The 13,270-nt window shown below is 44.8% G+C and carries 11 protein-coding genes; 5 read left to right on the forward strand and 6 right to left on the reverse strand.

The window, feature by feature from the left end; translation table 11 throughout:
- Positions 1 to 256: 256 nt before the first annotated feature.
- Both NJD71_RS08665 and NJD71_RS08670 read left to right on the forward strand, forming a co-directional pair.
- Positions 257 to 1,213 (forward strand): alpha/beta fold hydrolase, encoded by a 957-nt coding sequence (locus tag NJD71_RS08665; RefSeq protein ID WP_319051575.1) that lies wholly within the window; start codon positions 257 to 259, stop codon positions 1,211 to 1,213.
- 185 nt (positions 1,214 to 1,398) lie between these two features.
- Entirely contained in the window at positions 1,399 to 2,235 is an 837-nt protein-coding gene (locus tag NJD71_RS08670) for an alpha/beta fold hydrolase (RefSeq protein ID WP_319051576.1), read from the forward strand.
- A gap of 96 nt (positions 2,236 to 2,331) precedes the next feature.
- Here NJD71_RS08670 and NJD71_RS08675 read toward each other — a convergent pair whose 3' ends face one another.
- The 3 genes from NJD71_RS08675 to tyrS all read right to left on the reverse strand — a co-directional run bounded on the left by NJD71_RS08675 (position 2,332) and on the right by tyrS (position 4,442).
- The gene (locus NJD71_RS08675; protein ID WP_319051577.1) at positions 2,332 to 2,571 is read right to left on the reverse strand and encodes a DUF1653 domain-containing protein; all 240 of its coding nucleotides are present in this window, start codon (positions 2,569 to 2,571) and stop codon (positions 2,332 to 2,334) included.
- On the reverse strand, positions 2,561 to 3,142 hold the full coding sequence (locus NJD71_RS08680) for a GNAT family N-acetyltransferase (RefSeq protein ID WP_319051578.1): 582 nt from the start codon (positions 3,140 to 3,142) through the stop codon (positions 2,561 to 2,563). The genes NJD71_RS08675 and NJD71_RS08680 overlap by 11 nt, the downstream gene beginning before the upstream one ends.
- Before the next feature lie 85 nt (positions 3,143 to 3,227).
- Positions 3,228 to 4,442, reverse strand: coding sequence for a tyrosine--tRNA ligase (gene tyrS / locus NJD71_RS08685; RefSeq protein WP_319051579.1), 1,215 nt, complete (start codon positions 4,440 to 4,442; stop codon positions 3,228 to 3,230).
- A 200-nt stretch (positions 4,443 to 4,642) separates the two neighbouring features.
- On the opposite strand from tyrS, the gene NJD71_RS08690 reads away from it, so the two are divergent.
- From NJD71_RS08690 to NJD71_RS08700, 3 genes are all read left to right on the forward strand, one after another.
- Positions 4,643 to 6,016 carry an anhydro-N-acetylmuramic acid kinase gene (locus tag NJD71_RS08690; protein ID WP_442967665.1) on the forward strand — a complete coding sequence of 458 codons (1,374 nt, stop codon included), beginning with the start codon at positions 4,643 to 4,645 and terminating at the stop codon, positions 6,014 to 6,016.
- A gap of 153 nt (positions 6,017 to 6,169) precedes the next feature.
- Entirely contained in the window at positions 6,170 to 7,504 is a 1,335-nt protein-coding gene (gene fabF / locus NJD71_RS08695; protein WP_319051646.1) for a beta-ketoacyl-ACP synthase II, read from the forward strand.
- A 130-nt stretch (positions 7,505 to 7,634) separates the two neighbouring features.
- Entirely contained in the window at positions 7,635 to 8,477 is an 843-nt protein-coding gene (locus NJD71_RS08700) for a hypothetical protein (RefSeq protein ID WP_319051581.1), read from the forward strand.
- A gap of 127 nt (positions 8,478 to 8,604) precedes the next feature.
- On the opposite strand, the gene NJD71_RS08705 is transcribed toward NJD71_RS08700, so the two are convergent.
- The 3 genes from NJD71_RS08705 to NJD71_RS08715 form a co-directional block, all read right to left on the reverse strand.
- On the reverse strand, positions 8,605 to 10,422 hold the full coding sequence (locus tag NJD71_RS08705; protein ID WP_319051582.1) for an aminopeptidase P family protein: 1,818 nt from the start codon (positions 10,420 to 10,422) through the stop codon (positions 8,605 to 8,607).
- A 409-nt stretch (positions 10,423 to 10,831) separates the two neighbouring features.
- Complete coding sequence (locus tag NJD71_RS08710) at positions 10,832 to 12,337, reverse strand: peptide MFS transporter (protein ID WP_442967666.1); 1,506 nt, start codon at positions 12,335 to 12,337, stop codon at positions 10,832 to 10,834.
- Positions 12,338 to 12,698: 361 nt separating this feature from the next.
- The gene (locus NJD71_RS08715; protein WP_319051584.1) at positions 12,699 to 13,154 is read right to left on the reverse strand and encodes a hypothetical protein; all 456 of its coding nucleotides are present in this window, start codon (positions 13,152 to 13,154) and stop codon (positions 12,699 to 12,701) included.
- Positions 13,155 to 13,270 lie beyond the last annotated feature (116 nt).

Genomic DNA, 13,270 nt, shown 5'->3' on the forward strand with positions numbered 1-13,270 from the left:
AGGTCATGCCCTCATCTAAGCTTTTTAAGACTTGTTTGCGATAATCTAGGGAGTAAGTCATGGTTATTTATTGTGGTAATCGTTTAGTTGATTTATTTTATAACATTTTTGTGGTCAGGTGACTATATGGTCAGATGACTGTTTAATATAACAGTCTTTTATCGGCGATAAAGCCTGTTTTGTAGTGATCTGTCTTAACAAATCAACATGTCTCTACCAATCAAAAGGTGACTTCATAACCCAAAGTGATCCCTCTATGAAAAAGAACCTCATAACTTTGCCCGCTCCTTATCAATTACAGACAATCACTATCAAAGCAACAGATGGTACAGCGCTCCCCGTATCGGTTATTGGACGCGGTACACCCGTCATGATGATGCATGCTTATGGTATGGATGCACGAGAGTTTTTACCTTTTATACTGCCATTGATCGGTAAATATGAATTTTACTTGCCGCATTTTCGGGGATTTGGTGCCGCAAAAAATATCGAGGTGACGCCGTTTGATTTTGTCAATCAGTACGCTGAAGATATTGATGCCATCATCGATCATGTTTGCATAAACCGTAACGTAGAGTCGTTACCCGTTGCTGGGATTTCGATGGGGGCATTGGTGATGTGGTCTTACTTTACCCACTTTGGCACATCCCGTATCAGCCGCTATTTGAACATCGATCAAAGCCCTGTTATTCACAATCAACCAGCTTGGCAAGGTGGATTGTTTGGTGATCGGCAAACGGAGATGTTTGCAGTTTTCCAAGAAATTATTGATATGACGCTACCGTATGCGCAAGTCGAATGCTTTACGCATTTGCCTTTTTCTCTTAAACGCCGTGTGACCGATGTTGAGAAATTATTTTCTTTACTCTCTGTCAGCCGCCCGTGCTCGAAAGCCATCGTACGCGCACTCACTCATCAAAATGATCATAAACTGGCATTTTATAATCATAAGACATGGCAACATAAGATGCGCTGCCTACAAGCGTATCTTGCCATACCTTATGATTTTCGGGTAGGTATAGAAAACATCACCATTCCCGTCGTCAGCTTGATCGGTGGTCAATCAACGCTCTATGACCCTAAATGGCAGCAAAGAATCACCCAAATGCTGCCCAATGCTAGTGAAATCATACTGCCATACTCAGGTCATGCCGTGCCACTAGATGCACCTATAGCCTTCTATAAAGTCCTAAAAGAATTTCTACAAGATTAACTAGAGTTTTACACAACCGCTTTACAATCCCTACTATAACTTTACAACCTGTCATCGCAATTGTTTTGGGCTAGTTCTATACTTAAAAGCTGATGCTAATCCTTAATGACTCACTATGAATAACATTCACTGATAAGCATCAACATAAAAATATATGAACATAATAATACCAAAAGGATAAGATAATGCCCTATGTCACTGTTGCAACACAAGACGATCAACCGGTTGAACTCTATTACGAAACCCAAGGTACAGGCAAACCTGTCATACTCATCCATGGCTGGCCACTCAGTGGTCGCGCTTGGGAAGCACAGCTACCTGCGCTAGTCGAAGCAGGCTATCAAGTCATTACTTATGACAGACGCGGTTTTGGTCAATCGTCTAAACCATGGAATGGCTATGATTACGATACGCTAGCCGAAGACTTGAAAGGGTTGATGGAGGCGCTCGATCTACAAGACGCGACCATCGTTGGATTCTCTATGGGCGGCGGTGAAGTGGCGCGTTATCTGGGCAAATACGGCTCAGAGCGTGTGAGTAAAGCAGTACTCGCGTCTGCGGTCCCGCCATATTTATTTAAAGCAGATGACAATCCTGATGGTGGTCTCGAAGAGTCAGATATTCAAGGTTTCTTGGATGGTGTCAGCGATGATCGTATTGCCTTTTTAAATGATTTTACTAAGAACTTCTTTACCCCAAAAGATGGTAAGTTGCTGGTCAGCAAGCCCATGCGCTTATACAACCGTGACATCGCAGCGTTCGCTTCTGCTAAAGCAACCTTTGATTGCGTCAAATCGTTCAGCTATACCGATTTTCGCGATGATTTAAAAGCGTTTGATGTACCGACATTAGTCATACATGGCGATGCGGATCAAATCGTACCAATCGAAGCCAGTGGTGAACGCTCTCACGATATGATTGCAGACAGTAGATTACACGTCATTGAAGGTGGTCCACACGGTATCAATGTGACCCATAGCGAAGAGTTCAATAAAGCATTGATTGCATTTTTGAACAACTAATGGCGCATCTATCTAAAACCTAGATATAAAACAAAAAAAACGACCTCAACGGGTCGTTTTTTTTGGGTGAAATTTCTCGTGCGTGGTGGTTCAGTACTAATCATTCAATGATTGAATCAACTCAAATCGTGGTACCTCTTTACCTTCAACGCTGACTGTTTCAGCAAACATCGCAAGCGGGCGTACCCACACCCCATACTCACCGTACAGACAACGATAGACTATGAGCGACTCTTCGGTCTCTGAGTGCTGCGCGGTATGCAATACTTGATACAAGCTGCCTTTGTAATGGCGGTAAATGCCTTGGGGGATGGTTTCAAAATTATTATTTTTCATACTTAGCTAGCTTCTCTATTAACTTGATTTTATGCTCAAACCATTCATCTTTTGACATGCTATACATCACCGTGTCCGTGACCACACCATTTCGACGTACTCTAATACCGCGTATGATGCCATCTTTTTTGGCACCTATTCTTTCAATTGCCTGTTGCGATTGAGTATTTTCAATATCTGTACGCCATCCAACGGTTAGGTACTCTAAAGTTTCAAAAGCATGAGTTAATAGCATGAGCTTACAGGTTGTGTTGATATGACTACGCCAGTACGATTTGGCATACCATGTATAACCAACCTCTAAACGCTTTGCTTGAGATAAGATGTCATGGTAACTTGTACTTCCGATAGCTTTTCCTGTCCTTTCGTCTATCACTACAAAAGCCACTCTATCTGTCATATTTGTGGCTTTATTAATATAGTCAGCAACTGTTGTCGGCGTAGGTACAGATGTGGTTGTTTTTTCCCAAAGTTCACCATCTTGGCAAGCCACCATTAACTCATTGGTATGACTTAGCGTTAACGGCTCAAGAGTAACACCGTTATGTGACAGGGTTGGTTGATTTAGCATGTGTTACTCTCATTAAAAAATATTTTATTTCATATGCCGTTTGATAAGTTTGCCTTGGTATTTAATAATCAAATACTTTGAGAGCTTAGCCCACCGTTACTCTAGCATAGCCCTTTTTGCCTGCTTGAATCACGACCGTCTGACCTGAGGTTAAGCTAAACCCACCATCAACTACCTCACCATCGACTTTTACCGCGCCGCGCTTGACCATATCTTTTGCCGCGGCGCCGTTTTTGGCAAGCTCAGCTTGGTTTAGGATTTGCGCGATAAATAAGGCATTTTGACCTTCTTCAAGCGTTAATGTCACTTCTGGCAAATCAACCGGTAGCTCACCATCTGCTAACACATTACCAGCAGATTTGTGCGCATTGGCAGCGGCATCCGCATCGTGGAAACGCTCGATCAATTCTTCAGCTAGAATACGTTTGATTTCTTGTGGATTACGACCAGCTTCCATCTCCGCCATCAAGGCTTCGATTTCGTCCATTGGCTTAAAGCTCAAAAACTCAAAATAGCGTTGGATTAAGGTATCTGGCATCGATAGGATTTTTTGGTACATGGTGCCTGGTGCATCATAGATGGCGACATAGTTTCCTAGTGATTTGGACATTTTATTAACGCCGTCTAGCCCTTCCAAAATAGGTACTGTGATGCAGACTTGTTGCTCTTGATCATAGCGCCCTTGCAATGTGCGTCCCATTAGTAAATTGAAGGTTTGATCGGTACCGCCAAGCTCAACATCGGCTTTTAGCGCGATAGAATCATAGCCTTGCACTAATGGATACAGAAACTCATGGATTGAGATAGGTGTTTGCGAAGCATAGCGTTTAGAGAAGTCATCACGCTCAAGCATACGCGAGACCGTCTGCTGACTGGCAAGCTGAATCATGTCAGCGGCGCTCATGTCACTGAACCACTCAGAGTTAAAGACCACGCGAGTTTTTTCTTTGTCTAAGATTTTAAATACTTGCTCAGCATAGGTTGTTGCATTGGCTTTGATTTGCTCATCAGTCAATGGCGGACGTGTAGAGTTCTTACCAGAAGGGTCGCCAATCTTGGCCGTGTAGTCACCGATTAGAAAATAAATCTCATGACCCAAATCTTGAAAATGCTTGAGCTTATTGATCAGTACTGTATGACCTAAATGCAGGTCGGGCGCAGTAGGATCAAAGCCTGCCTTGATACGTAGCGGGCGATTGAGTTTTAGCTTAGCCACCAAATCGTCTTCGGAGAGTATCTCTTGCGTACCGCGCTGAATAAGGGCCAGTTGTTCTTCTAGGGTGTAGGTTTTATCGGTCATGGTACTCTCTATATATTGCTGTCGTTAGGGTTTTTATAAGGGATTATTACTGGCTCAATACCTTATGACGTTTAGAAGCTCAAAAGGTGAGAAAAAATGCTAGAATTTGACGGATATACTAGCGTTTTTTAAGGTAAATTGCCATGACCAACCTCGCATCGCCTACTGATACTGATCATAATGCCCTTGCCGACTTGCTTATGAATAATAGTTTGGATAATAACTCAAACGATATCGACGACTTAGCCCATGATGGTTCGAACTACGCCACCCTGACCGACGCTCTTGAGCAAACGGTGTTTGAAAGCTTTGATGATGGCTTATATATCGGCATGATGTCAGGCACCAGTTTGGATGGGATGGATACAGTTCTTTGTCAGTTCAATAACGACATGGCTGATAAAGAAAATACCAACAAAGAAAACACCATTGATGAAGAGAATAGCCAACCAGCAATGCAACTTCTCGCGACATATAGTCAAGAGTTTCCACCAAGACTGCGTGAAGTGCTACTGGGGCTATGTCAGCCGAATGGTGTGAATCAACTCGTACCGGAGGCCGGTGAACCAAACAGTGAATTGGATTGGTTTGGCTGGGCAAGCCGCGCGTATGCGGAGTTCGCAAGCGAAGTGGTCAATACCTTATTGCAGCAATCAAATACCGACCCCGAATCAGTACTGGCGATTGGCTGTCATGGACAAACCGTCCGTCATCGCCCGCAAATGGGCTTTAGTTTGCAACTGGTCGATGCCAATATCATCGCTGAGCGTACAGGCATCAGCGTGGTCAGTGATTTTCGTCGTCGTGACATGGCAGTTGGTGGTCAAGGTGCGCCTTTAGTACCTGCGTTTCATCAGGCCTTATTTGCTACACCTGATAGCACACGCGTGCTCCTAAATTTGGGCGGTATTGCTAATATAACCGTCTTGCCAGCGTTAACTAATAGCGCAGACAGCAATCTGGATAATAACGTAGATAGCGCAGATAACGTCATTGGCTATGATACTGGGCCTGCTAATTTATTGATGGATGCATGGACAGCGTTACATACAGGTAATGACTATGATGCAAAAGGCGCTTGGGCACAATCTGGCACCATCATCGAGCCGCTATTGCAACAGCTATTGACCCATGCATTTTTTGCTCAGCCTTATCCCAAGAGTACTGGTCGTGAAGACTTTAATTTGGCATGGCTACAGGATGAGCTACAGGCTTTTAAACACGCCAATGCCAACGTCAGTTATTCAGCGGCTGATGTACAAGCCACTTTGACTGAACTAACCGCTATCAGTGCGAGCACGCAAATCAGTATGTTTACAGATACGGATAAAAACAGCTCGGTGTACGTCTGTGGTGGCGGCGCACTAAATGATTATCTAATGACACGTCTACAAGCCCATCTACCTCACTGTACAGTACAAACTACTGACGATCTGGGGCTGGCGCCAACATGGGTAGAAGCCGTCGCTTTTGCGTGGTTAGCCCGTCAAACTATCATGGGTGAAACGGGTAATTTACCAGTAGTAACTGGTGCCAATAAACGCGTGGTATTGGGTCAGGTCTGTTTTGCCTGACCAGTTATATTTTAGTTTACATACGTGCACCTATGTGTTTTATAATAACTTTTAAAATGCCATCCTCTTAGGACCCGTAAGTATAGGACATATCGTATGAGCCAACACAGCAGTTCACCTATTGACCAAGCCACCAATGATGACACAAACAATATGACCGCAGCACCTGTACATAAATCGCGTCAAAAACCACCGCACTACGAGCGTTCTGATGAGACTCGCGTGGTGGTCACAGGGATGGGCGCCATCACACCGCTTGGTCTAGATGTTGATAGCTCGTGGTCCAAATTGCTCAATGGTGATAGTGGTATCGCACCGATTACTCATTTCGATGCCACAGGCTACCGTGCTCAGATCGCAGGCGTGGTCAAAGACTTCGATGCCAAACAGTATATGAGCGCCAAAGATGCCCGCCGCTATGATGAGTTTATACATTATGGGATTGCAGCATCTTCTATGGCATTGAAGCATGCTGGGTTTATTGATGAGATCAGTGCTGCTGATGCGCCAGTACAAGATGTGGAGCAAGATCGTTTTGGTATTATTTTGGGCTCAGGTATTGGTGGTATCCAAACCATCGAAAACAGCCGCGATACCCTACGTGAAAAAGGCGCAGCCAAGGTGTCACCTTTCATCATTCCAGGATCTATTGTCAATATGGCGGCAGGATTGGTCGCGATCAAACACACCCTAAAAGGTCCGAACTTGGCAACATCAACCGCTTGTACCACTGCCACTCATGCTATGGGTTTGGCAGCGCGTTTGATTGCTTATGGTGATGCTGATGTCATGCTGGCGGGTGGTAGTGAAAAAGGCTCAAGCCCACTTGGCATATCTGGATTTAGTGCCATGCACGCGCTCTCAACGCGTAACGATGAGCCCACCAAAGCATCGCGTCCATTCGATAAAGGTCGTGACGGTTTTGTACTTGGGGATGGTGCTGGCGTGGTCGTCTTAGAAAGTCTTGCTCACGCCAAAGCTCGCGGCGCAACGATCTTGGCAGAGCTTGTCGGGTTTGGTATGAGCGATGATGCCAGTCATATTACCGCACCACCAGAAGACGGTAGCGGCGCTGCAAAAGCGATGCGAAATGCACTCAATGATGCGGGTATCGAGCCATCAAGCGTGGGTTATGTCAATGCTCATGGTACCAGTACACCTGCGGGCGACGTGGCGGAGTCCATTGCTATCGAAACTGTGTTCTCTCCTGTTAAAGACAGTATCTTGGTCAGCTCGACTAAATCAATGACGGGGCATTTGCTGGGTGCTGCTGGCGGTGTTGAAGCTATCTTTACCGTACTTGCGCTACAGAACCAACATGTACCACCGACAATCAACTTAGATGACGTCGAAGACAACTGTAACCTCGATTATGTGGCTAATCAATCGCGTAAGGTCGATAACCTACAGTATGCTGTCTCTAATAGCTTTGGTTTTGGCGGTACCAATGGGTCCTTGGTATTTGCACGTTGGCCCATCAATCAATAACAGCCACCCATCTGCATCGCAGTGCATGATAATGATTGCGTTGTAACGCTGGTGTCAGGTTGGCTACGTTTGTCCACTTGCAGCCCCTTATCGTACTTGCGTATGATAAGGGGTAATTTTTGGAACATTTATGGAAGATACCATGTCAAGCTACTCATTTTCCCATCAGTTTTATCAGCGCTGGACGTGCGCACCTGAGCCGGTACGCGCAGCAATCACTCAAGAACTCAAAGACATCACCACTCTACTACAAGCTGACACTCCATTCGAAAGCTTTGAATTTAATACGCATGATCTGGATACTCATGTGGACGAGCTATACGACAATTATAATGCCGAACAAGCCATTGCCAAAGCTATCGCTGACAAACAAGAGCAAGCAAATGAAGCAGCCGAAAAACAGCGATTAGAAGAAGAGCAGAAAAAAGAGACCGAAAAAGCGGCACTCCAAGCAGAATCCGAACTGGCTGAAGCAGCTCAAAAAGAACAAGAAAAAAATAAGCAGTCAGTACTGAAAGAAGACAATAATCAAGGAGAGCCTACCGCTACCGATATAGAAAAAATAAATGCTGATAAAGCCATTACAGACAGTGCGGTTACTGATAATTCTATTGCAAAGACCGAAAAAGAAGCATCAGAAACACAAAAGACTCAAAGTAGTGCTAGCGATAATAAAAGTGATAATAGCAAAACTATTAACGAACAAACCCATGCTATTAGCGAAAACCATATTAAAGACATTCATCATAAAACCAGCACAGCGATTAACTTAGTGTTAAAAGACGCAAAATTAGATATAACGCATCAAGAGCTTATCCGTGAACTTGAAACGCAAGTCGATGATTATTTGAGTGAGCAAATGATGCTATTGTCTGAAAATCTAAAGTCTTGGCTACGTGCTGAGGTGACCCAGCATTTGAGCGAACAGAATGATTCGACTGCTAATAACGAAGCTGCTAAGAGCATCCATTAACTTTGCTTATTTTTCAATATTGGACTTGCCGTTAGAAACAGCCGCTCAGCAGTAAGTAACGAGCATTAAAAAGCCCCGTAAATCTTTACGGGGCTTTTTATTTTTATTTAATGTTTTGAGCTTGATATTAAATGGCTTTGGTACGTTCAGTCAACCATTCAAACGCGGCGCCTTCGACCCGATTTTTTAGCTCTGCATAGACTTGGCTATGATAGTCATTTAGCCAGTCTATCTCGGTTTGATCCAACAACGATGGCTCAATCAGACGCGTGTCAATTGGGCAGTAAGTAATGGTCTCAAAGTTTAAGAATTGACCAAACTCTGTCTCAGTAGGACTGGCAACTGATGTATTCACCACCAAGTTCTCGATACGAATACCCCATTTGCCTTCGCGGTATAGACCTGGCTCATTACTTGAAATCATACCGACTTTCATCGCGCGCTCTTTTGGGGTGCTGGCACTATAAGCGATGACTTGCGGGCCTTCGTGTACGTTTAAGAAATATCCAACGCCATGACCGGTACCATGACCATAATCCATCTGCGCTTGCCACAGCGGGGCACGGCAAATCGCATCAATCAACGGTGAGGCGATGCCATCAGGGAAATGCGCACGGGCAAGCGCAATATGTGCTTTTAGTACCGTCGTAAAATCACGCTTATGCTCAGCGGTGACTTGCCCGATACCAACCACGCGGGTGATATCTGTCGTGCCATTCTGGTACTGCGCACCTGAGTCTATCAGTAGCAATCCGCCCTCGCCTTCACTCACATCAAGGTAGCTGAAACTCTCTGGTGTCGCGCGGTAATGGGGCAATGCGCCATTTTCGTTAAAACCTGCGATGGTCGGGAAGCTTGGCGAGACATAATGCGGCTGACGACTACGTACCTTTATCAGCATACTATCGACATCCAGCTCACTTAGACGCTCGCCTGCCGCTAGACGCTGCTCAAAATCGACAAAGAATTCAGCTAAAGCAGCACCATCTTGACGCATGGCCTCACGCACATGCTCGATATCTGCATCAGACTTCACAGACTTAAGCAGTGTACTGGGTGCCATCTGCTCAATAAAACCAACATCATCTGCCATTTTTGAGAGTGTGCCAACGGCAACTTTGCTCGGATCTAATAGCAATAAATCGTCTGGCGTCAGTGCACCAAGTGCTTCTTGTACAGCCGAATAATCAGCCAAGGTGATACCGCTGTCTTTTAGACTCTGTGCTATGTCAGCACTGACTTTATCACTATCAACAAACAACGTCGCACGGTCTGCATCAATCAGCATATGTGATAAAAATACAGGATTATAATCAACATCAGCGCCGCGTAAGTTCGTCAACCAAGCGATGTCATCTAAGCTTGAAAGCAAATGATGGGTCGCTCCTGCCGCTGCCATACCTTCACGTACTGCGACAAGTTTTGAAGCAGCAGACTGGACAAGGAACTGCTCATCATGTACGTATAGCTTGGCAGCTGGCAGGGCCGGGCGATCTGTCCAAACGCTCGTCAATACATCACGCTCAGTGATCAAAGTAATATCATTCACATCAAGGGCCGTGAGCAATCGGTCTTGCTCAGTGATAGAGAGCACATTGCCGTCTATTGCCACGCTATTCCCTTCTTGTAGATGTTCGGCTAACCAATCGATATGGTTTGGTTGATCTGGCGCGAGCTTTTCTAAAGTGATACCTGTACCTGCTAACTGATCAGCAGCATGTACCCAATAGCGGCTATCAGTCCACAGACCAGCAAACTCAGCTGTCACAACTAGCGTACCAACAGAACCGGTAAATCCTGATAGCCATTGGCGGGTTTGCCAGTACTCTGGTAGATACTCAGACAAGTGAGGATCGGCAGAGGGCACGATGATTGCGGTGAGATCTTGCTCTACTAAGCTCGCACGTAGGCTAGCTATCCGCTCGTGAATGGTTTGTTTTTTCATTGAATGTGTCCTTCTAGATGTTTTAAGAATATTATGATGGCGTGATTATTTACAATCGTCTTGTTCTAATAGTCATCTTTTTTGGGTTATTGATACCGCTTTAGTTTTAATAAAATATTTATTATCGATAGTAATTGTTTAAGTAAGCACTTTCTTTAACTGTGTTTGCTTGATAGTTGCTTCTGCTTATTGAGAATATTTGATTGAGGTTGATATTGCGTCACTGATATTTAGCGTGAGCTACCCTTAGATGTTTGGGCAGAGCGTAAGCTTTCAATGACTGATGCCAAATATCTCACCAAATAAAACAATAAGACGTGCTACCAGTAATGGTAACACGTCTTGTCATACGTCATTTATGCCGTTGTCGTTCGCGGCTATACCGGTCACTCAGCTCCATAGACGTCGCTTACTGTTTGGCCAGCTGCTTCTCACGCTCACTATCTCTAAGCATTTTGTTGATAGGTTTAGCGAGTGCTAGCAAAAACAATGCTGTCACCACCAAGAAAATAGTCATGGTAGTAAACAGTCCTGGTAATCCTTCGATTTTGTCAGCAGATACATGACCACCGAAGAACGCAGCAACCAAGTTACCCATGGCAATAGAAGCGAAGAAAAGCCCCATCATTTGACCTTGCATGCCCTCTGGTGCCAGCTTAGTCATTGCAGATAATCCAACAGGGCTTAATGCCAGCTCACCTAGCGTCAATAATAATAGACTACCTACCAACCATAGTGGCGATGCCAAGCCCGCACCAGGTGCTAAAATGCTTTTAGAGGCAAAAATCATCAAAGCAAAACCCGCAGCGGCAAGTAACATACCCAGCGCAAACTTTGCCATACTGCTTGGCTCAAGACCTCGGTTACCAAGCTTGACCCAAATAATGCTGACGATAGGTGCCAATATCAAGATAAACAATGGGTTCAATGACTGGAACCAGATACTAGGCACGTCAAACCCTAAAACGTTTAGGTCGGTATAACGATCAGCAAATAAGTTAAAAGACGTGGGCTGCTGCTCAAAACTTGACCAAAACAGCGTCGAACCGATGATTAAGACAAAACAGATCAACAAGCGTAATTTGTCCGTCTTATCGAGGCGCGGTGAGATAAACATAATCGCAAAATATAAGATGACTACCGCAGCGATGATATACGTCATGTACTCTGCGACCATCTCAGGATTGAACGATATCATGCCAGTAGACACTAATAGCACTACGGCGACTAACAACGCGACAAACCCACCAACCCAGCGTCCAATGTTTTTGTAGCGGTCATTGGAATGCTCCCATTCGGCAGAGATACCTTTAGCTGTGGCATAACGAGTCAGATTTTTTTGCGCGACAAAACGATAGATAAGCAAGGACACGAGCATCCCTAAACCACCGACGCCAAAGCCGACATGCCACATGCCTTTTTCTTTGAAGACACCAACGATCAGTGCCGCCAATAGCGCGCCGATATTGATACCCATATAAAACAAGGTAAAACCACCGTCACGGCGAGAGTCCCCTTTAGGGTATAGCGCGCCAACCATGACTGAGATACAGGTCTTAAATAATCCTGAGCCCAAGACGATACAGATTAGACCTACGAAGAACAATGTCATGCCAAACATGGCAGAAAGCGCGATACATAAGTGACCAAGAGCAATCACAATACTGCCCCACCACAGCGCGCGCTCTTGACCAAGCCAGTTGTCAGCCAACCAACCCCCTGGTACCGCTGCTAAGTACAACGAACCTGCAAAAATACCATAGATAGCAGAAGCCGTGACTTCACTAAAACCAAAACCGCCGCTACCCACAGTCGCAACCATAAATAGAACTAATAATGGACGGATACTATAGTAGGAGAACCGCTCCCACATTTCGGTAAAAAATAATGAGCGTAATGGCGCAGGATGTCCCATAAAGCCATTGTCTAGTGCTTGCAGCTCTGCTGCACTAGTACCTGTTTTTGATTCTGTACTCACAGCTTTATTCCTTTAAAGATTGTTTTTTTAATGACCAAATGCCCTATTATCCAGACGAGCGGTCATATAGGCGGAACATTGTTTCACTTGGCCATAATCAAGTAAAGAAATAATTGGTTAAAAATTACACAAATACCCATAAAAAAGCCCGCTCTCAATGACTGAGAACGGGCTTTTTTATGGGTCTATCAACACATCTATCATATTGTTATTACTAACAATCAGTACTTATACAACTGCCAACTTATAAGATATTTTGCAATATAGCTATTTACCTATCGAGTCACGACAGCAAACACTACTGTGCGGTGGCAGTATCATCAGCAGTAGCGGCGGCATCACCAGCATCTAAATCGCCATCTGCTTGCTCAGCGGTCAAGTCAGCATCGGCAACCGCGGCTTGGCTCACTGTACCAGAAGCTGTCGCTGTACCTGCTTCTGCACTAACAATTGCGCTATCAGCGTCTGTCGCTGCTGCTGGTGTTACCGCTGCATCTGCAGCCGTATCAGGTGCTGCCGCATCTTCTGCAACCATCGCAGTATCTGTCTCAGCAGCTGTGTCTTCAGTCGCAATGGCTTCTGCCTCGTCTGCCGCCGCTGATGCTTCCGTTGACTCAGCAGTGATATGCTCACCTGCTGGACGCAAAAATGCAGAAACACCAATGAGTAAGACAATACCTAAGAACATGGCAATGCCGCCCAGAGTAAACAACAGCTCTTTTTTTGGATTGTTATTGACGATACCTTCTGACATACCTTATCACCTTGCACAAAATATTTGAAATATTGACCTATTATATCGCAATTTATACTGATTTGTGAAAACCCTTAAGTATTTAAAGGGTTTATTATCAACAATTTTACTACTCA

The sequence above is a fragment of the Psychrobacter sp. PP-21 genome, assembly GCF_033790785.1.
Classification (GTDB): Bacteria; Pseudomonadota; Gammaproteobacteria; order Pseudomonadales; family Moraxellaceae; genus Psychrobacter.